Raw genomic sequence first — 18,909 nt, 5'->3', positions numbered from 1 at the left:
TGGTCGAATGCGCCGTCGCGCGTGTCCTATCGCGCCGGCTTGAGGACGTCGAGCTCGGCGGCTAGGCACGTCACCGTGGCGCGCGTCGCCTCGATGCGCTCACCGTCCGCTTGGATGGGATAGTCCGCCTCGTCGAAGTCGAGCTCGACGTGCGTCGTCCGTTGGGCGTGGATGAGGTTCGAGCCCAGATGGTGCCCGTCTTTCGCGGACAGGAACAGCGGCAGGGCGATGACGCGCGGCGCCGGTCCGCTCGCGTAGCAGATGTCGAACAGACCGTCAGCCGGATCGGCGTCCGGGCAGATCCGATAACCCGATCCGTAGGTCGGGCCGAGCTGGATGGCGAAGATCAGCGTGCGGATTCGCTGCGGCTCGGCGTCGCCGATCGTCACCGTGGCGGGGTAGTCGCGGTAGCGCAGCCCGAAGGTCCGCAGCCCGCTCAGCGTGTAGAGCGGCGCCCCGCGCAGTCCGGTGGAGGTGCGAAGCGTGTAGGTTCCCAGCCCGATCGCCGCGTCGAGTCCGAACGAGCACGTCTCGACGAAGTACTCGACGCGTCGAGCGCTCGATGGCCCCTGCGCCGGCGCATACTCCACGCGCCCGACGTCGAACGGCGTCCTTTCGCACGTGAGGACGCGGGCGAGATCGGTGTCGCAGGAGACCTCCGGGATGCCGAGCGTCTTCGCGAAATCGTTGCCCGAGCCCACGGGCACGACGCCGAGCGCGGGGCGGCTGTCGCGCTCGATGTGCATCAGCCCGTTCGCCACCTCGTGGATGATGCCGTCGCCACCGACGGCGAGCACGCTGTCGAACCGCGCGGCGTCGGCGGCGAGTTCGATGGCGTGGCGCGGCCCCTCGGTGCGCACGAGCTCGAATCGATCCCGGCCATGCAGGTACATGCTCAAAAACCGCTGGAGTCGCTCGCCGACCTCGCCGGCGGCGCCCGACTGGGCGGCGGGGTTCACGATGATGAGGGTGCGCCCGAGGTCGCTTTGCTCGATCATGCGTCGTCACGCTCCTGTCCGGTCGTTTGGTCGCGATGGTGCTCGATGGCCGCCTCGACGGTCGTCCCCGCGTCATCGGCGAGCGAGCGCCGTTTAGGCGTCACGATGCGCTGTGCCGGGTAGACCCCGCGATGGCCCGCCACCAGGTAGCTCACGAAGGCGACGATGACGAAATAGGGTGCCGCCTGTCCGCCGAACATGTCGACGGACAGCATGATGGTGGTGATGGGCACGTTGAGTGCGGCGCCGAACACGCCGATCATCCCGAGCGCCGCCATGAAGCTCGGCTCGACGCCCGTGCTGGTGCCGATCCAGCCTCCCAGCGACGCGCCGATACCGAACAGCGGTGTGACCTCGCCGCCCTGGAAGCCGGCTCCCAGCGTGAGCGCGGTCATGACGAGCTTCGCCGCGGCGTCAAGCGGCGTCGTGGCGCCTTCGAAGCCCGCGCCTACGAGCCATTCCGACAGGCCTCCGTAGCGGGTGAGCCCGAAGGCGAGGTAGACGGCGAGCAGCACGAGCGAGCCCACGAGCGCGGCGACGAGGTAGTTGGTGAAGCGCGCGGCGTAGAAGCGCTTGACGGTGCGGATGGCGAGCGAGAAGAAGCGCGCCACCAAACCGAAGACCACGGCGGACACGACGACGAGCGCGACGGTGGCGGGCTCCATGGCGGGCACCGCGGCGATGGCGTTTTTCGCGTGCGCGATGCCGAGCAGGCGCGCCACGCCGTCGCCGGTGAACGAGGCGACGAGGCAGTAGATACCGGCGCTGTAGTTGAGCTTGCCGATCGTGCACATCTCCATGCCGAAGAACGCGCCGGCGAGCGGCGTTCCGAACACGCCGCCGAAGGCGGCGGAAATGCCGGCGAGCATGAGGTCCTGGCGTTCGCGGCCGTCGAGGTGGAACAGGCCGGCGACGTTGCTCGCGATCGTGCCGCCGATCTGCACGGCGGTGCCCTCACGGCCCGCGGAGCCTCCCGCGAGGTGCGTGGCGACCGAGCAGACGAAGGTCAGGACGGCCATGCGCGCGCGGATGGGCGTTCCGGTGACGGAGCTGTCGATCACGAGGTTGTTGCCGCGCGCGGCGCGCAGACCGTGGTTGCGGTAGACCCACGCGGTCGCCACGCTCACGAGCGGCAGCAGGGCGAACAGCCAGATATGGTGCTCGCGCGCGTCGGTGACGATGTCGAGCGAGGTGAGAAACGCCCACGCCGCGGCGCCCATGAGCGCCGAGACGAGCAACGTGAGCGCAAGGGTCCGTAGGCTCGCGCGCATGTTGCCCCAGTCGCGCACGGCATCCGTGGCGAGCATGCGCTCGGTATGGGCGAGTTCCAGGCCGAGCGTGCTGATGAAGCCGGTGCCGTGGCGGCGCATGCGGCGAAGCATATCGGAAGGTTGGGCGGGCATGGATGGTCTCCTCGATCATCGTGATGGTGACGATGGCCATTATACGTCGGCGCTCACGCGGCGGGATGACGGTTACCGGCTCGACACGCGAGCCCCGCCGTCTGCGCGCCATCCATCTTGCCCGTTGGCGGAAGGAGCGGTGCTCGGGTGTGTAACTCGTGATAGATTGTTCTTGGATGAGAATGATTTATCGCAGGAAAGGGGCCTCCATGGCCAAGGAGATGATTTCACTCGAAGCAGCGCAAGCGATCGTGTTGGATCACGTGACGCCGACGCCGTCGGTGCGCATCCCGTCGTGGCGTGCGTCGGGGCGTCCGCTCGCCGAGGATGTCGTCACCGATATCGACTTGGCGCCGTACGCCAACAGCGCCATGGACGGATACGCCGTCCGGGCGGCCGATCTTGCGGGTGCAGGCGAGGATTCCCCGGTGATCCTGGACGTGATCGGTCACGAGGCCGCCGGCGAGGTGTTCGAGGGCGTCGTCGGCGCGGGCCAGACGATCCGCATCATGACGGGGGCGCCCATGCCCGACGGTGCCGACGCCGTGGTCAAGTACGAGATCGTCGAGGTGCTGGCGGGCGACGGCAACGAAGGCTCGCGGGTTGCCTTCCGTCAGGCGGTCCCTGCCGGCAACGACGTGCGCCGTGCCGGTCTCGAGGCGCGGGCGGGCGATGTCGTCATGCGTGCCGGCGAGGTGCCGAGCGCGGCAGGCGTGGGGCTGCTCGCGTCGGCCGGCGCCGCGCAGGTCGGCGTCCATGCGCGGCCGGTGGTCGGCATCATCTCCATCGGGTCCGAGATCGTGGAGCCCTCGTGCGTGCCTCATCGCGGTCAGATCCGCGATGCCAACGCATCGGTGCTGCTCGCCGCTGCTCGCGAGGCGGGCGCGGAACCGCGGCATTTCGGGATCGTGCCCGATGATCCGGCGGCCATCCGCGAGGTCGTGCTTCGCGCCGCCGCCGAGTGCGACATGGTCATCACCAGCGGGGGCGCCTCGTCGGGCGACTACGATTACGTGACGGCGCTCGTGGCGCAGGAGGGCGAGGTACTGTTCGACCACATCTCGTTGCGCCCCGGCAAGGCCATCACGTTCGGTATGGTTCACGACGTGCCGTTTTTGGGACTTTCGGGCAATCCCGCCGCCGCGGCCGTCGGCTTCGAGATGCTCGCGCGGCCTGCGATTCGCCGTATGCTGGGCTTTGCCGCCGGTTCGCGCCCGGTCCAGATGGCGCGCATCGGACACGACGTGCCCAAAAAGCAAGATCGCCGTTACTACAATCGCGCGCGCGTCGTCCGCGACGATGCGACCGGCGAGCTGGCGGTCACCGAGGCCAAAAGCCAGGACTCCTCGCTGCTCGGCACGCTGCAGCATGCCAACTGCCTCGTCATGGTGCCCGAGGGCAAGCAAGGTTATACGGCTGGCGACCTGGTTCCGTGCGTGCGCATCGACATCGACGAGGGCACGGTCCTGTAATGTGCGGTCAGTCGGGGGTGCAGCGGAGAGGGCGCTGCGTTCCATCTTTGGATTCGGAGGTCGTCATGGATCTTTCCATCGCACTTATTACCTGCTCGGATACGCGCGATGTCGACAGCGACGAGGCGGGGGCGGCACTGGCGGCGCTCGTCGACGCAGCGGGGTGGACGGTCGTCGGGCACGTCGTCGTGCGCGACGACCGGGAACGCATCGCGTCCGAGATCGTGCGCGCGGTCGACGAGCTTGCGGCGGATGTCGTCATCACCTGCGGCGGGACGGGGCTGTCGCCACGCGACGTGACACCGGAGGCGACGAGGGATGCGTGTGAGCGCGACGTCCCCGGCATCGCCGAGGCGATGCGCGCCTATTCGATGAGCAAGACGCGCCGGGCCATGCTCTCGCGCGCGGTATGCATGCAGCGCGGGCGCGCTCTGGTCGTCAACTTCCCGGGTTCCACGAAGGCGGCGCGCGAGAACTGGGAGGCGATCGCCGACCAGCTCGAGCATGCGGTGCGGATGGCAGCAGGCGAAGGGCACTGAGGGGTCAGTTGGGACGTATTCCATCCAACCCATGGCTTCCGCTTACCGCGTACGCTCGACCGTTCCTCTATCCGATAACAATTTCTCCTCGCATCGGTCATCTATTATTCTCAACTGAGTATAATGTTGGGCAAGGAGTTGGATGGGGACGTGTTCCATCCAAACCATGGATGGGTTATTTGGGGACGTGTTCCTTTCAACCCTTGCGTGCCTCGCATACGCCCCGAAACGAGATGAGGAGAAAGGATCGATCCATGTCCATCTCGATATCACGCCGCTTCGTCTGTGTGCTCGGATGCGCCGGCGCGCTCGCCTTCGCGCTTGCCGGGTGCTCTTCGAACACGGCGTGGCATGGATCGACACAAGCCGCCGCAAACGATGGCGAATCCACCGTCGAGCTGCAGATCTTCGCCGCCAACTCCCTCGAGAAGGCGCTGCCCGAGGTCGAAGCCCTCTACACCGAGATGACCGGCGTGACGTTTTCCGACACCCAGTACAAGGGGTCGGGCGATCTGGTCGAGCAGATGCGCGGTGGGGCACCGGTCGATATCCTCATCACCGCCTCCGCCGGTACGATGGACGATGCCGCCGAGGGCGGCCTGGTCGATGAATCGACCCGTCAGGACATGTTCGTGAACGACCTGGTGATCGTGCGCGGTGAGGGTTCGGATATCCAGATCGCATCCCTCGAGGATGTCGCGTCCGTCGACGGCAGGATCGCCATCGGGGAGCCCGGCGCGGTGCCCGCGGGCAAATACGCCAACCAGGCCCTTGCGAGCGTGGGACTTTATTCGGATGCCGAGGGTGAGGGCGGTTCGTACGCCTCGAGCATCGCCGACAAGGTGAGTCTCGCCGACAAGGTCGGTACCGCCGCGCAGTACGTGTCGACCGGCGATTGCGCCATCGGATTCGTCTACAGCTCCGATGTGTACCGCTATGACGGCATCGATGTCGCCTACACCTGCCCCGACGATTCGCACAAGGCGATCGTCTACCCGGGCGCCGTCTCCTCCTCTTCTAAAAACGCCGAGGTCGCTGCCGACTTCCTGGAGTTCTGCATGACGGACGAGGACGCGCTGGCGGTTTGGGCCGAGTACGGCTTCGAGCTGGCGTAGCCGACAAGATGGTGCCAGGTACAATCTAAGATGGTGCCAGGTACAATCTTGTCGCTGAGAACTTCGTGAAAGGTGATGGCGGTGGCCGAAAGAACGGGATGGAGATGCCGGAGCGCGTGCTTGCCGGCCCTCGTGCTCGTCTTGACGTGCATCCTCTCGTTTGCGTGCGTCCCGGCGCGCGCCTGGGCCGGCGATGCCGTCGCGGGTGGGACCCAGGAGGGTTCCGCCGTCGACGAGCAGGCCGGTTTCGGCCTGGAGGGGTTCACGCGCTACAACAAGGGTGCGCAGCGGCTCGTCGACGGGACGGACCTCGGATATCGGTTCCCGGTGGCGGACGGCGGCACGGTGGTGGTCGTGAACACGCCTGGCGCCGTGTGGGTGCATGTCGATGAGCAGGCGGCCGCGGAGGCCGGTCTTGACGCCGACGACCCCGATGACGTGCGGGCACTCACGGATCTTATCATTGAGCTTGACGAGGACCGGGCGCGTGGCGGGTCACTCCTTGGCTCGGCAACCGGGGGCTGGACGGTGACCACGTCCGATGAGACGGTCGAGGGTCCGTATCGCTACATATTCCGTGCGCAGGCGGGCGACGGGTGCTACACGTCCGTGCAGCCCGCCGACATCCCAGCGGGCTCGACGCCTTCCGAGGCCGCGGCGACGAGCGGGCTCGATTTGGGCGATGGGGTGTTGTGGGTCGACGACGCGCGTCTCGTCGCTGCCGCCGACATTGCCACGACGACGGCGCCCTCATGGCAAGACGAGCTCATGTCGTTTTTCGCGGATTTGGATATGAGCCCGTTTTGGGTTTCGCTCAAGACGAGCGGCGTGGCGCTCGCGGTGACCTTCGTGCTGGGGTTGCTCGCCGCATGGAAGACCGTGGGGACCTCGAGTCGGCTCAAAGGCCTGCTCGACTCGGTGTTCACGATTCCCATGGTGTTGCCGCCCACGGTATGCGGCTTTTTGCTGTTGCTGTTGTTCGGCCAGTCCACGGTTGTGGGACGTTGGCTGATCGACCACGGGGTCGCGCTCGTGTTCACCTGGCCGGCCGCCGTGATCAGTGCCATCGTCGTGTCGTTCCCGCTCATGTACCGCACCGCACTCGGCGCCTTCGAGGCGCTCGACGAGCAGATGCTCGATGCGGCGCGCACGCTCGGATGGTCGGAGCGTCGCATCTTCACCGGCATCATGCTGCCGCTTGCCTGGCCGAGTATCGCGGCCGGCACCGTGCTCGCGTTCGCGCGCGCCATGGGCGAATTCGGCTGCACGCTGTTTTTCGCCGGCAACTACACGGGCGTGACGCAGACGATCCCCATCGCCATCTACTTCGAGTGGATGAGCGGCAACACCGACGTCGCGCTGTTCTGGGTCATCGTCGTCATCCTGTTCAGCTTCCTGGTCATCCTGTTCATCAACCTCTACACCGCCCGCGCCCAGCGCTATCGGGAGCGCGGGTCGCGGCGTGCCCGGCGCTCGCGCGGCGCCGACATGCCGGCGGTGGCGGATGGGCTCGAGGCCCACGGCGGCGATGCGGTTCGCATCGACCGCGACGCTCTGGCCGCGTTGCTGGTAGATCCCGATCCAGCGTCCGCCGGCGATGAGGGGAGGTCAAGCTGATGTCGCTGTCCCTGTCGATTAGGAAACGCTATCCGGGCTTCTCGCTCGACGTCGCCTTCGAGGCGGGGGAGGAGCGCATAGGCCTGCTCGGCGCCTCGGGATGCGGCAAAAGCTGCACGCTGCGCTGCATCGCCGGTGTTGACACGCCCGACGAGGGGCGCATCGTCGTCGATGGCATCACCTTCTTCGACTCCGAGGCGGGTATCGATCTGACGCCCCAGCAGCGCACATGCGCCCTGCTGTTCCAGAACTACCAGCTGTTCCCGCACCTGACGGTGCTCGATAACGTCCGCGCGGGCATGGCCGGCTCGATCGGGCGGGACCGGCAGCGCGCCGACGCCATGCGCTTTTTGGAGATCTTCGGCGTGTCCGACCTCGCCGGCCGTTATCCGACGCGTCTGTCCGGCGGTCAGCAGCAGCGCGTGGCGCTGGCGCGCATGCTCGCCGCCCGGCCGCGCATCCTCATGTTCGACGAGCCGTTCTCCGCACTCGATTCCTATCTGAAAAGCGCGCTCGAGCAGAACCTGCTCGACGTGTTCTCCGTCGTGAACCGTACCGTGCTCTACGTGAGCCACGATATCGACGAGGCGTGTCGCCTGTGCGAGCGCATCGTCGTGATGCACGATGGGCGGGTCGAGGAGATCGACCGACCCGATGAGCTCATGGCGCATCCGCAGTCGCTTGCCACCCTTCGCCTGACCGGCTGCAAGAACACGAGCCCCGCGATCAAGGTCGCCCCCACCGTCGTGCGCGCGCTCGACTGGGGCATGACGTTCGACGTGGGTCGCGAGGTACCCGACGATGTGGCATACCTCGGGATCCGGGCGAGCTACTTCCATGAGGACAAGGTGCGGCCCGAAGGGGAGCGCGGCCGCAACAGCTACGATCTGCGTGTCGCGCGCGTGAGCGATTCGAGGTTCGAGCGGCTGGTGCTGCTCGATGTGCCGCGCGAGGATGCGCCGAGCCGTCTTCAGTGGCGCTTGCGCAAGATCGACGTGCCCGAGGATAGCTTGCCGCACGAAGGTGACGTGCTTCGGATGCATTTCGACGCGCGAAGGATCCATCTCGTCACCCGCTGACAGGTGATATCACGTCAGGCGTATGCTCACGCGAGATGCATATACCGTTCGCCGATTGCCAGCTCGCAATTATAGTTTTCAAAGAATGAAGTTTTGCAAGGATAATTTATCATCGTATCGCTCGTGACCGTATGACGTGAAAGGACCAGCCATGGGCGATACCGAGACGAACGCCGACCGCTACCCGTTGCCTCGCACCTTCGAGGAGTTCAACGAACAACGTCGTGCGAGCTTCATCCGGGTGAAGGATTTCAAGCAGGCCGGTGGCCGCCTGGTCGGATACCTCTGCAGCTACACCCCGCTCGAGATCATCGATGCCGCCGGCGCGTCGGGCGTGGCGCTCTGCGGCACCTCCGACGAGGTCATTCCGGCGGCCGAGGTGACGCTTCCGGCGAATCTCTGCCCCCTGATCAAGTCGACCTACGGGTTCGCATCCTCGGAAAAGTGCCCGTTCACCTTCTTTTCCGACATCATCGTCGGCGAGACGACCTGCGATGGCAAGAAGAAGATGTACGAGCTGCTCGACGAGCTCAAGCCGACGCACATCCTGCATCTACCGCAGGGTCGCGATCGCGCGTACGAGCGCGACGCCTGGTATGAGGAGTGCCGCCTGCTCAAGGAGCGGCTCGAGGAGCTCTACGGCATCGCCATCACCGATGACGACCTGCGAGCTGCCGTCCGCCGTCGCAACCGCATGCGCCGGGCGATGACGGCGCTCTACAACCTGCAGGCCGCCGAGCCGCCCGCGATGAGCGGCGTGGAGCTCATGAGCACGATGTTCGCCGCGACGTTCAGCTTCGATGTCGAGGAGTTCACGACCAAGCTCGAGGCGCTTGCCGCCGAGCGCCGTGCACAGTACGAGGCGGGGGAGCGCCCGGTGCCCGCCGATGCCAAGCGCCTGCTCGTGACGGGTTGTCCCATCGGTGGCGTGATCAACAAGATCGGTCGGACGATCGAGCGCAACGGAGGTGTCGTCGTGTGCGCGGACGATTGCTCGGGCGAGCGCACGCAGGCGAGCCTGATCGACGAGGAGGCGCCGGACATCCTGCGTGCCATCTCCGACCGCTATCTCGATATCAACTGCTCCGTCATGACGCCGAATGCCGGTCGTATGGACAATACGCTCAAGATGGTCGAGAAGTACGGCGTCGATGGCGTGATCGAAAGCGTGCTTACGGCCTGCCACACCTTCAATGTCGAGGCGTCGCTCATGGAGCGCGCCATCGAGGGGGCGGGTGTTCCGTACATGAAGATCGAGACCGATTACAGTGCAGGAGATCAGGGTCAGATCGACACGCGTATCGCCGCGTTCATCGAGACGCTGTAAGGGTTGTCGCCGTGCGGCGCTCGGAATCGCTTTCGGACGCCGCACGGGGGAAGGCTGTAAGGGCGGACTGATGGGAAGCAGATACGGAATCGGTGTCGACATCGGGTCGACGGCGACGAAGGTCACGGTGCTCGACGACGACGGCGCTCTGGTGCATAGCGAGCTCATGCCGACGGGTTATTCGAGTGTCGACGCCGCCGATCGCGTCGCGCGTGCGTTGGCTGCCGCTGGGTACGATGTCGAATCGGATGCCGTTCGGATCGTGGCGACCGGATACGGACGCATCGCCGTGCCGTATGCCGATAAGGTTGTGACCGAGATCACCTGTCACGGCATCGGTGCGGCGCGCCTGTTCGGGCCACAGGGAACCGTCGTGGATGTCGGCGGCCAGGATACCAAGGTCATCCAGCTGAAGGGTGGGCGTGTCGTCAAGTTCACCATGAACGACAAGTGCGCCGCCGGAACGGGTAGGTTCCTCGAGATCATGGCGGATCGTCTCGGCGTGTCGCAGGAGGAGATGGCTCGTTTGGCCCGTGAGGGTGCCGAGACCAAGATCTCGAGCATGTGCACGGTGTTTGCCGAGTCCGAGGTGATCTCGCTGGTCGGTCGCGGCGTGCCGCGCGCCGATATCGCGCGTGGCGTGATCGATTCCGTGGTCGCACGCGTCGCAGCGCTCGCTGGGCAGTCGCCCGCGGGTCCGTTTTTCCTGACCGGAGGGCTGTGCGACAACGCCTTCGTGGTCGAGCGGCTCGCAGACGCGCTCGGTGCCCCCGTGACGACGTGTCCCGAAGCGCGCTACGCCGGCGCCCTCGGCGCCGCCGATCGAGCGCTTGCCAGGTGAAATCACACCGCAGGTTAAATTTCGTCAGAGGAAATCACATCTGTCCTGTTGTGCTACGATGCCGAGTTGTTCAAACAAGATGTTGCTCGGAGGCGTCATGCCGGCAGGTTTACTTCCTATCATCTACCTTGCGTTCATAGCCCTTGGACTTCCCGACTCGGCGATCGGGTCGGCGTGGCCCACGATGGCGCCAGCGTTGGGCGCCGGTCTCTCGTGGGTCGGCGCCGTCAGCATGATCATCTCGGCGGGAACGATCGTGTCGAGCTTGATGTCGGTGCGCGTGGTCGACCGGTTCGGCACGGGTCGCGTGACGGCGACGAGCGTGCTGCTGACCGCCGCCGCCCTGATGGGCTTCTCGCTCTCCGGCGAGTTCTGGCAGCTGTGCCTTTGGGCGATTCCCTACGGTCTGGGGGCAGGGGCGGTCGACGCCGCGCTCAACGCGTATGTTGCGGTGCACTATAAATCCCAGCACATGAGCTGGCTTCATTGCATGTGGGGCGTCGGCGCGAGCGGCGGTCCGGTCATCATGTCGATGTGCCTTGGAACCGGAACGTGGAACGACGGCTTTCGCGTGCTCGGTATCGCGCAGCTCGTGATCGTCGCGGTGCTGACGCTGTCGCTGCCGCTTTGGAAGGATCGGAAGCTCCCGCATAAGGCGAGCGGCGACGCAGTGCAGGGGAGGGCGCGTCGCACGCGCCGTGAGCTGCTCGGCGTGCGCGGTGTCGTGCCGGTGCTCATCTGCTTTTTCTGCTACTGCTCCGTCGAGGGAACGTGTGGCAACTGGGCGGCGACCTATTGCACCCTCGCGGGCGGCATCTCGGCGAGCACGGCCGCGAGCTGGGCGTCCCTGTTCTACATCGGCATCACGGTCGGGCGCGGCGTGAGCGGATTTCTTACCATGCGGCTGAAAGACGAGCAGATGATCCGCCTCGGCCAGATTCTGATCGCCGCGGGCGTCGTGGTGATGCTCGTGCCCGGCTTGCGTCATCTGCTGCCCGTCGCGCTCGTGCTGATCGGTTCGGGATGCGCTCCCATCTACCCCTCGATTATCCATGCGACGCCCAAACGCTTCGGAGAGGACGTCGCGTTGGAGTTGACCGGCATGCAGATGGCGATCGCCTATATCGGCTATCTGGTGGCATCGCCTGCGTTCGGCGTGCTCGCTCAGGTGATCTCGGTAGAGCTCTACCCGGTCTATCTTTGTGTGTTCCTGCTCGCCATGATCATCGCCGCCGAATGGACGAACCGCGTGACCCGTCGCGCTTAACGGGATACGGGATTACGTGTGTCCTGATTTCACGCAATCGGGCTGGCTGATCGTCGCACCTACGTTTGGTGGACGCGGGACGAAGTGCACGTTCTTCCATGACGCGAAGGGCCACGCTCCGACGCGGAAGCCCCCGTCTGACGCGAGGGGCCCCGCTCCGACATCGGAAACCCCCATCTGACACGAACGCTCCGCATACAGCCGCTTGTGTCGCGTGGAGGTCTTCGGTGTCGCTTGAGGGTGTCGGATGTCGGGCAGGGGCGTCGGGTGTCGCATGGGGGTTTCCGATGTCACGTGGGTGCGCCGAATGTCACGCGAGGGTTCTAGTTGCCGGAGGACGAGAAATCACGTCTGACGAAGCTTCGCGCTTGGCCCCCGGTGTGGCCCAGGGCATCTAGATACGCAAGCAGGCCAGATGCTTTACGCGTCTGGCCTGCGTTTCTTGTGGAGCGGGCGACGGGAATCGAACCCGCGTCATCAGCTTGGAAGGCTGGGGTTCTACCATTGAACTACGCCCGCAGATATGGTCGGGACGACAGGATTCGAACCTGCGACATCCTGCTCCCAAAGCAGGCGCGCTACCAAACTGCGCCACGTCCCGAAGGTGTTGAGCAGCTAGCGGTCTTCGACCTGTGCTAGTCCCAAGGCCTAACGAGTATAGGCCACCACGGCCATCCGGGCAACAGCAATACACGAGGACGACAAAAGTTCCTGCCTCGTACCGTCGATCGTTCGGCAATCCCAGGCGACCGGCCGCCGACGACTCGATGCTTTATCCTTGCAAATGAATAATTCGATAATAAACTATCCTCAACGCAAGATTGTATGAAGGGAGCCTGTCCCATGATCGAGATCGATTCGTTCGGCGAAACATGTCCGAAGCCCGTGATCCGCGCCATGAAGGCGTTGCAAGACCCCGCATCGGAAGGCTCGGTGCGCGTATGCGTCGACAACACCGTCGCCGTCGAGAACCTCAAACGCCTCGCGACGAGCAAGCGGGGCACGGTCGCGGTCGATGAGATCGACGGCGGCTGGGCGGTCACGATCGCGGACGTCACCGCCGAGGCTGCCGAGAATCCCGCCGGTGACGATGCGGCGCTCGTCGAGGCGAGCATCGCCTGTCCGGTTCCCGAGCCGATCGCTGTCGGCCAGCAGGTTACCGTGTTCGTCGGATCCAAGGCGCTCGGCCAGGGTGCCGCCGAGCTCGGCCACATCCTGATCAAGGGGCTCGTCTACGCCATGTCCCAGGCCGATGAGCCGCCGCATCGCATCGTCTTCTTCAACGACGGCGCCGCGCTCACCTGCGAGGGCTCCGAGCTCGTCGACGACGTCCGCGAGCTCGAGCGTCGCGGCTGCGAGGTGCTGACCTGCGGCACCTGCCTCGATTTCCATGGCCTGCGCGACAAGCTCGCCGTCGGCGGCGTGACCAACCTGTACGCGATCTCGGAGTTCGTGCTCGGCCCCGACAAGATCGTGACCCTGTAACGGTCCGTATCGAACAGCACGGAGTTGCATCCATGATCTACCTGAACAACGCCGCGACCACGATTCAAAAGCCTCCTGCGGTCGCCGATGCCGTCGTGGCGGCGATGTCCGGAGCGGGCAGCTGCTCGCGGGGCGCGTCACCCGACGACCTTGCCGCCGCCCGCTCGGTGGCCGGCGCCCGCGTGAAGCTCGCACGTCTCATCGGCTTTCGCCATCCCGAGCGCGTGATCTTCGCGCACAACGCCACCGTGGCGCTGAACACGGCGATCTTCGGCCTGCTTCGCCCGGGCGATCATGTGATCACCACCGACTTCGAGCATAACTCCGTGCTCCGTCCGCTGCATGAGCTCGAGCGGCGCGGCATCATCGAGCTCGATTACGTTCCCGCCGATCGCGCGGGACGCCTGTGCATGGAGGCGCTCGAGGGCCTGTTCCAACCGAACACGCGCGCCGTGGTGGCGACCCATGCCTCCAACCTCACGGGCGCGATCACCGACGCCGCGACGATTGCGCGCGCCGCACACGCGCACGGCGCGCGCTTCATCCTCGACGCCTCCCAGACGCTCGGCGCGCTTCCGGTCGATATGGCCGCTCTCGGTGCCGATATCATCTGCTTTACCGGGCACAAGGCCCTTATGGGGCCGCAGGGCACCGGCGGACTCGCCGTGGCACCCGACCTCGAGCTGACACCGCTCGTACACGGGGGGACGGGTGTCAAAAGCGCTGATCCCTTCCAGCCTTCGAGCTATCCGGAGCATCTCGAGGCCGGTACCATGAACGCCCACGGGCTCGCCGGGCTCGACGCCGCTCTCGAGTTCCTCCTCGCGCTCGGCATCGATCGGGTGGAGGCGCACGAGCGCGCCCTGCGCGAGCGATTCGTCGAGGGCGTCGCGGCGATCCCGTCGATCACCGTGTACGGCGTCGACGACGGGCATGACCATACGGGCGTGGTCGCCCTCAATATGGCGGGTATCGATTCCTCGAGCTTGGCGGATCGCCTTGCATGCGAATTCGATATCGCCACCCGTGCGGGGCTCCATTGCGCGCCGCGCATGCATGCGGCGTTGGGCACGCTCGAGACCGGCGCGGTGCGCTTCTCGTTCGGGTGGTATACCGATGCGGCGGATGTCGACGTCGCGATCGCCGCGCTCACCCGGATCGCGGACGAGCTTGCTGGGGGGAGTGGCGCGTATGGGGCGTGAGCGCGTCGAGCGCATCGTCGTCTCGTTTGCCAGCACGTTCGATGCGATGGAGGCCGAGCGACTCTGCCAAGAGGCCCAGGTGCCGGGCCGTATCATCCCACTGCCCGTCGAGATCGATTCGGAATGCGGCCTCGCGTGGGCCATGCCGCCCGAAGACGGGGTTCTGGCTTCGTTCAACGCTGCGGTCGAGGGGCATCTCGTACCCGAGGGCATCCATCGCATCATGCTGTAGCGGCCGTGCGTCGGCGCGCGCCGCGATTCGAGGAGGTACCGTTCCATGGAAACCGAGGTCAAATTGACGAAGCTCGCGGAGTGCGCGGGTTGCGGCGCGAAGGTCGGGGCGGGCGAGCTCGCCCAGCTGTTCGAAGGGTTTCCCCAGACCCGGGACCCCAATCTGCTCGTGGGGTTCGACCATGCCGACGACGCCGCCGTCTATCGCCTGCGCGACGACCTCGCCATCGTTCAGACGCTCGACTTCTTCCCGCCGATCGCCGACGACCCGTTCACGTTCGGTCAGATTGCGGCGGCAAACGCCCTATCGGATATCTACGCGATGGGCGCGACGCCGATCACGGCGCTGAACATCATGGCGGTGCCCGAGGATATGCCCAAAGATGCCGTTCGCGAGATCTTGCGCGGCGGGGCGCTCAAAGTCGCCGAGGCGGGCGCCAGCGTCGCCGGGGGCCACAGCATCTACGACGACGAGCCGAAATACGGCCTGTCGGTCACAGGTGTGATCGATCCTGCCGAGCTGCTGCGCAACGATACCGCCCGCGTCGGCGACGTGCTGCTGTACACCAAGCCGGTGGGCATCGGCGTTCTGACCACGGCGCTCAAGGGGGAGCTTGCGGGGGAGGACGAGCGCGCGCTCGTCGAGGGCGTCATGGTTACGCTCAACCGCACAGCTGCCGAGATCGCCCGTCCATATCGTGTGCACGCCTGCACCGATATCACCGGCTTCGCGGTCCTCGGACACGCCCTCGAGCTCGCTCAGGGTTCCGATGCCGCCATCGTGCTGCATGCGGATGCTTTCGAGTTCCTGCCCGGCGTGCTGGACTTCGCCGCCATGGGCATCCTGCCCGCAGGCGTCTATCGCAACCGGCGGTTCGCCGAGGCGGAGGTGGATATCGACGCGGACGTGCCGCTCGCCGTCGCCGACGTGCTGTTCGACCCCCAGACGTCGGGCGGCCTGCTGTTCGCCGTCGACGCGGCCGATGCCGACGCGCTCGAGCGCGCGCTTGCCGCGGCGACCCCTGCCGTGCCGGCGGTGCAGCGCATCGGTGAGGTCCGGCCCTATGAGGGCGCGGCGCGCGTGCGGGTGCGCCGCGGTCGCTAGGACGATCGCCCCCGGCGCTGCATACCCGTCCTCCTCTGTAACGTAGGGAAACACGCGTGAAACGTTTTAGCAACATCACTGCAAGCGCATAGGGCGTGAGCTGCCAAAACTTCATCGTGCGGAAATCCTCCATATACTTTGATGAAATAAAGTCCTTCCTTTGCGTAGTAGTATGGGTGCGCATTCCAGAGACAGTACAGGGGAGGACTACCTATGACGTATTCCGAGAAGGTCATCGCCGAGCTGCGCGATCGCTACGCCGATCAGCCCGAGTTCCTACAGGCTGCCATCGAGGTCCTGGAGACCATCCAGCCTGCGCTCGACGCCCATCCCGAGTTCGAGGCCGAGTCGCTGCTCGAGCGCCTCGTCGAGCCCGAGCGCGTGCTCATGTTCCGCGTGCCGTGGGTGGATGACGAAGGCAAGGTCCAGGTCAACCGCGGCTATCGCGTCGAGTTCAACTCCGCCATCGGCCCCTACAAGGGCGGCCTGCGCTTCAACCCCACGGTCACCCTCGGCATGCTCAAGTTCCTCGGCTTCGAGCAGATCTTCAAGAACGCGCTCACCACGCTGCCCATGGGTGGTGGCAAGGGCGGCTCGGACTTCGATCCCAAGGGCAAGTCCAACCGCGAGGTCATGGCGTTCTGCCAGTCCTTCATGACCGAGCTTTCGCGCCACATCGGCCCCGACACCGACGTTCCCGCCGGCGATTTGGGCGTGGGCGGCCGCGAGATCGGCTATATGTTCGGCCAGTACAAGCGCCTGCGCAACGAGTGGAGCGGCGTGCTCACCGGCAAGGGCCTCACCTTCGGCGGCTCGCTCGCCCGCACCGAGGCGACCGGCTACGGCCTCGTGTACTTCGTCGACGAGTACCTCAAGAGCCGCGGCGATTCGTTCGAGGGCAAGAAGGTCGTCGTGCACGGCTCCGGCAACGTCGCGATCTATGCGATCCAGAAGGTCGCCCAGCTCGGCGGCACGGTCATCGCCGCGTCCGACACCAAGGGCTGGATCGAGGACCCCGACGGCATCGACTACACGGTGCTCGAGGACATCTACAACCAGAAGCGTTCCGGTCACGACCAGGGCGTGAGCCTGGCGATGTATGTCGACCAGCGCCCGAACGCGGTCTGGCACGCCGGCGACGGCCGCGGCGTGTGGCAGCTTCCCTGCGATATCGCCCTGCCTTGCGCCCGCGAGAACACGCTCGACCTCGATGACGCCAAGACGCTCGTCGCGAACGGCTGCAAGGTCGTCGGCGAGGGCGCGAACATGCCCACCACGCCCGATGCGACCATCTACCTGCAAGAGAACGGCGTCGCCTTCATGCCCGGCAAGGCTGCGAACGCCGGTGGCGTGCTCGTGTCCGGCCTCGAGATGAGCCAGAACGCCGAGCATCTCTCCTGGACGTTCGAGGAGGTCGACGGCAAGCTCGAGAGTCTTATGCGCGGCATGTTCCACAACGTCGACGACACCGCCCGTACCTACGGTCACGAGGGCGATTTCGTCACGGGTGCCAACATCGCCGGCTTCCTCAAGGTCGCCAACGCCATGATGGCCCAGGGCATCTGCTAAGCGCGTTTCCGCAAACACCCCTTCGAGGACCCCGCACGTCTCGCCGCGTGCGGGGTCTTCCCATGTATGGGGGTCCTTCCATGGGGTACGGGCGTGTTCGTCGCAGTGCGGTCGCCTGCTTTGCGCCGAATGTGCCCGATCCCCAGGGCGGGTTAATCATGCGCTTGCGATGCGGGAACGGCCCTCGTCACATAACTTCGGCATTCTCCGGTACACTGGGTCTGGAATATCCCGTATGAGAGATGGGGGAGGAATGCTCAAGTTCCAACGGTTCGTCCGTGCGGCGAACATCGACGACGCGTTGGAGGTGCTCAGGTTCCGCAAGGGTGCCCAGGTCATGGGCGGCGGGATGTGGATGCGTCTCTCCAAGCGCACGGTGCCCTGCGTGATCGATCTTTCCGATTGCGGGTTGGACGCGATCGAGGAGACCGCCGACGAGTTCCGCATCGGCGCCTACGTCACCCTGCGCCAGCTCGAATGCGACGCCGCACTCAACGCCGCTACCGGCAACGTGCTGACCGCCGCCGTCCACGATATCGTGGGTGTGCAGTTCCGCCAGCTCGCGACCGTCGGCGGCAGCGTGTTCGGACGGTTCGGCTTCTCCGACGTGCTGTGCGCGCTGCTCGCCCTCGACGCCGAGGTCGAGCTCGCCGAGGCCGGACGCGTGCCGCTCGCGACGTTTGTCGACATGCCCTACGAGCTCGATATCCTCACCCATGTGATCATCAAGAAGCACGACTACCGCGCCGCGTACCGCTGCGTGCGCAAGGCCGCGACCGATTTTCCGACCATCAACACCTGCGCGGCGTATTGGGATAACGACTGGCATCTTGCCGTCGGCGCCCGTCCGGCCAAGGCGCGCCTGCTCACCGGGGCCGAACTCGGCGTTACGTCCGCCGAGCCCACCGCCGGCGAGCTCGCCGGCGCCATCGAGGCGGTCCGCGGGCTCGCGTACAGCTCGAACATCTGGGGATCCGAGCGCTATCGCCGCCATCTCGCCGGTGTGCTCGCCGCCCGCGCCATCGTCGCGGCGGCCCCGTATGCGACGCAGGAAGCCCGCGATGCGGCAAGTGCCGCCTGCGCTCACGAGGAGGCGATCCGATGAGCGATAAGCTGATGGATATCTCGATCACGCTGAACGGCAAGAAGGTCGCCGCCAGCGTGGCACCCGATATGTCGTTGCTCGCGTTCGTGCGCGAACAGGGCTGCAAGTCCGTCAAGTGCGCGTGCGAGACCACCAACTGCGGTCTGTGCACGGTGTGGCTCGACGGGCGCGCGGTCCTGTCCTGCGCCGTGCCCATGATGCGCGCGAACGGCCACGACGTCACCACCCTCGAGGGCCTGCAGGCCGAGTCCGCCGATTTCGCCCGCTGCATGGCCGAGGAGGGCGCGGAGCAGTGCGGCTTCTGCTCGCCCGGCCTCATCATGAACGTGCTCGCCATGGAGCGCGAGATCCGCGACCGTGCCGCCGAGCAGGGTGTCGAGCACGTGATGCCCTCCGATGAGGACATGGACTCCTATCTGGCCGGCAACCTCTGCCGCTGCACCGGGTACACGAGCCAGCGCCGCGCCATCCGCCGTTACATGGCGAGCCGCTTTCCGTCGCTGCCCGAGGGCGCGGCATCGTGCGGCCTGATCGTCGGAGAGGGGGAGTAGTCC

General features: G+C 65.9%; 17 protein-coding genes and 2 tRNA genes. 15 read left to right on the top strand and 4 right to left on the bottom strand.

Going from position 1 to position 18,909, the window contains the following annotated elements; genetic code table 11:
- Positions 1-26 precede the first annotated feature (26 nt).
- Positions 27-998: a diacylglycerol/lipid kinase family protein gene (locus tag I6E04_RS01470; RefSeq protein ID WP_235421376.1), complete on the bottom strand. Its 972-nt coding sequence runs from the start codon at positions 996-998 to the stop codon at positions 27-29.
- A complete protein-coding gene (locus I6E04_RS01465; protein WP_235421375.1) occupies positions 995-2,401 on the bottom strand; it encodes a chloride channel protein in 1,407 nt (468 codons plus the stop codon). The genes I6E04_RS01470 and I6E04_RS01465 overlap by 4 nt, the downstream gene beginning before the upstream one ends.
- Before the next feature lie 209 nt (positions 2,402-2,610).
- Here I6E04_RS01465 and I6E04_RS01460 point away from each other — a divergent pair, with 209 nt between their 5' ends.
- The 8 genes from I6E04_RS01460 (at position 2,611) to I6E04_RS01425 (ending at position 11,658) form a co-directional block, all read left to right on the top strand.
- Positions 2,611-3,873 (top strand): molybdopterin molybdotransferase MoeA, encoded by a 1,263-nt coding sequence (locus tag I6E04_RS01460; RefSeq protein WP_235421374.1) that lies wholly within the window; start codon positions 2,611-2,613, stop codon positions 3,871-3,873.
- Positions 3,874-3,938: 65 nt separating this feature from the next.
- Entirely contained in the window at positions 3,939-4,412 is a 474-nt protein-coding gene (locus I6E04_RS01455) for a MogA/MoaB family molybdenum cofactor biosynthesis protein (protein ID WP_235421373.1), read from the top strand.
- Between the two features lie 254 nt (positions 4,413-4,666).
- Complete coding sequence (modA, locus tag I6E04_RS01450; protein WP_235421372.1) at positions 4,667-5,527, top strand: molybdate ABC transporter substrate-binding protein; 861 nt, start codon at positions 4,667-4,669, stop codon at positions 5,525-5,527.
- Positions 5,528-5,647: 120 nt separating this feature from the next.
- Entirely contained in the window at positions 5,648-7,144 is a 1,497-nt protein-coding gene (gene modB, locus I6E04_RS01445) for a molybdate ABC transporter permease subunit (RefSeq protein ID WP_235421371.1), read from the top strand.
- Entirely contained in the window at positions 7,144-8,223 is a 1,080-nt protein-coding gene (locus tag I6E04_RS01440; protein ID WP_235421370.1) for a sulfate/molybdate ABC transporter ATP-binding protein, read from the top strand. The genes modB and I6E04_RS01440 overlap by 1 nt, the downstream gene beginning before the upstream one ends.
- A 151-nt stretch (positions 8,224-8,374) precedes the next feature.
- On the top strand, positions 8,375-9,550 hold the full coding sequence (locus I6E04_RS01435; RefSeq protein ID WP_235421369.1) for a double-cubane-cluster-containing anaerobic reductase: 1,176 nt from the start codon (positions 8,375-8,377) through the stop codon (positions 9,548-9,550).
- Between the two features lie 70 nt (positions 9,551-9,620).
- Entirely contained in the window at positions 9,621-10,391 is a 771-nt protein-coding gene (locus I6E04_RS01430; RefSeq protein WP_235421368.1) for an acyl-CoA dehydratase activase, read from the top strand.
- A 97-nt stretch (positions 10,392-10,488) separates the two neighbouring features.
- Positions 10,489-11,658: an MFS transporter gene (locus I6E04_RS01425; RefSeq protein WP_235421367.1), complete on the top strand. Its 1,170-nt coding sequence runs from the start codon at positions 10,489-10,491 to the stop codon at positions 11,656-11,658.
- Between the two features lie 445 nt (positions 11,659-12,103).
- Here I6E04_RS01425 and I6E04_RS01420 read toward each other — a convergent pair.
- Both I6E04_RS01420 and I6E04_RS01415 read right to left on the bottom strand, forming a co-directional pair.
- Positions 12,104-12,177 (bottom strand) — tRNA-Gly (locus tag I6E04_RS01420).
- A 5-nt stretch (positions 12,178-12,182) separates the two neighbouring features.
- A tRNA-Pro gene (locus I6E04_RS01415) sits at positions 12,183-12,259 on the bottom strand.
- Between the two features lie 242 nt (positions 12,260-12,501).
- Between I6E04_RS01415 and yedF the strand changes: the two genes are divergently transcribed.
- The 7 genes from yedF to I6E04_RS01380 all read left to right on the top strand — a co-directional run bounded on the left by yedF (position 12,502) and on the right by I6E04_RS01380 (position 18,906).
- Positions 12,502-13,143 carry a sulfurtransferase-like selenium metabolism protein YedF gene (yedF, locus tag I6E04_RS01410; protein WP_235421366.1) on the top strand — a complete coding sequence of 214 codons (642 nt, stop codon included), beginning with the start codon at positions 12,502-12,504 and terminating at the stop codon, positions 13,141-13,143.
- 32 nt (positions 13,144-13,175) lie between these two features.
- Positions 13,176-14,345, top strand: a complete 1,170-nt coding sequence (locus I6E04_RS01405; protein WP_235421365.1) for an aminotransferase class V-fold PLP-dependent enzyme — start codon at positions 13,176-13,178, stop codon at positions 14,343-14,345.
- On the top strand, positions 14,335-14,577 hold the full coding sequence (locus tag I6E04_RS01400) for a DUF3343 domain-containing protein (RefSeq protein WP_235421364.1): 243 nt from the start codon (positions 14,335-14,337) through the stop codon (positions 14,575-14,577). The genes I6E04_RS01405 and I6E04_RS01400 overlap by 11 nt, the downstream gene beginning before the upstream one ends.
- A 45-nt stretch (positions 14,578-14,622) precedes the next feature.
- Complete coding sequence (gene selD / locus I6E04_RS01395; RefSeq protein ID WP_235421363.1) at positions 14,623-15,681, top strand: selenide, water dikinase SelD; 1,059 nt, start codon at positions 14,623-14,625, stop codon at positions 15,679-15,681.
- Positions 15,682-15,894: 213 nt separating this feature from the next.
- On the top strand, positions 15,895-17,250 hold the full coding sequence (gene gdhA / locus I6E04_RS01390) for an NADP-specific glutamate dehydrogenase (protein WP_235421362.1): 1,356 nt from the start codon (positions 15,895-15,897) through the stop codon (positions 17,248-17,250).
- Between the two features lie 253 nt (positions 17,251-17,503).
- Entirely contained in the window at positions 17,504-18,355 is an 852-nt protein-coding gene (locus I6E04_RS01385) for an FAD binding domain-containing protein (RefSeq protein ID WP_235421361.1), read from the top strand.
- Positions 18,352-18,906, top strand: a complete 555-nt coding sequence (locus I6E04_RS01380) for a (2Fe-2S)-binding protein (RefSeq protein WP_235421360.1) — start codon at positions 18,352-18,354, stop codon at positions 18,904-18,906. Before I6E04_RS01385 ends, I6E04_RS01380 begins: the two co-directional genes overlap by 4 nt.
- Positions 18,907-18,909 lie beyond the last annotated feature (3 nt).

This window comes from Collinsella tanakaei (assembly GCF_021531055.1).
Lineage (GTDB): Bacteria > Actinomycetota > Coriobacteriia > Coriobacteriales > Coriobacteriaceae > Collinsella > Collinsella tanakaei_B.
The sequence above is the reverse complement of the archived record's forward strand: the minus strand, read 5'-3'. Positions and strand labels throughout refer to the sequence as shown.

Excerpts from the sequence above, each read along its gene's own strand:
- I6E04_RS01425 (WP_235421367.1), top strand. The coding sequence starts at position 10,489 with ATGCCGGCAGGTTTACTTCCTATCATCTACCTTGCGTTCATAGCCCTT.
- I6E04_RS01380 (WP_235421360.1), top strand. The coding sequence starts at position 18,352 with ATGAGCGATAAGCTGATGGATATCTCGATCACGCTGAACGGCAAGAAG.
- I6E04_RS01435 (WP_235421369.1), top strand. The coding sequence starts at position 8,375 with ATGGGCGATACCGAGACGAACGCCGACCGCTACCCGTTGCCTCGCACC.
- yedF (WP_235421366.1), top strand. The coding sequence starts at position 12,502 with ATGATCGAGATCGATTCGTTCGGCGAAACATGTCCGAAGCCCGTGATC.
- modA (WP_235421372.1), top strand. The coding sequence starts at position 4,667 with ATGTCCATCTCGATATCACGCCGCTTCGTCTGTGTGCTCGGATGCGCC.
- I6E04_RS01400 (WP_235421364.1), top strand. The coding sequence starts at position 14,335 with ATGGGGCGTGAGCGCGTCGAGCGCATCGTCGTCTCGTTTGCCAGCACG.
- I6E04_RS01385 (WP_235421361.1), top strand. The coding sequence starts at position 17,504 with ATGCTCAAGTTCCAACGGTTCGTCCGTGCGGCGAACATCGACGACGCG.
- I6E04_RS01460 (WP_235421374.1), top strand. The coding sequence starts at position 2,611 with ATGGCCAAGGAGATGATTTCACTCGAAGCAGCGCAAGCGATCGTGTTG.
- I6E04_RS01470 (WP_235421376.1), bottom strand. The coding sequence starts at position 998 with ATGATCGAGCAAAGCGACCTCGGGCGCACCCTCATCATCGTGAACCCC.
- I6E04_RS01440 (WP_235421370.1), top strand. The coding sequence starts at position 7,144 with ATGTCGCTGTCCCTGTCGATTAGGAAACGCTATCCGGGCTTCTCGCTC.
- gdhA (WP_235421362.1), top strand. The coding sequence starts at position 15,895 with ATGACGTATTCCGAGAAGGTCATCGCCGAGCTGCGCGATCGCTACGCC.
- I6E04_RS01430 (WP_235421368.1), top strand. The coding sequence starts at position 9,621 with ATGGGAAGCAGATACGGAATCGGTGTCGACATCGGGTCGACGGCGACG.
- I6E04_RS01455 (WP_235421373.1), top strand. The coding sequence starts at position 3,939 with ATGGATCTTTCCATCGCACTTATTACCTGCTCGGATACGCGCGATGTC.
- selD (WP_235421363.1), top strand. The coding sequence starts at position 14,623 with ATGGAAACCGAGGTCAAATTGACGAAGCTCGCGGAGTGCGCGGGTTGC.
- I6E04_RS01405 (WP_235421365.1), top strand. The coding sequence starts at position 13,176 with ATGATCTACCTGAACAACGCCGCGACCACGATTCAAAAGCCTCCTGCG.
- I6E04_RS01465 (WP_235421375.1), bottom strand. The coding sequence starts at position 2,401 with ATGCCCGCCCAACCTTCCGATATGCTTCGCCGCATGCGCCGCCACGGC.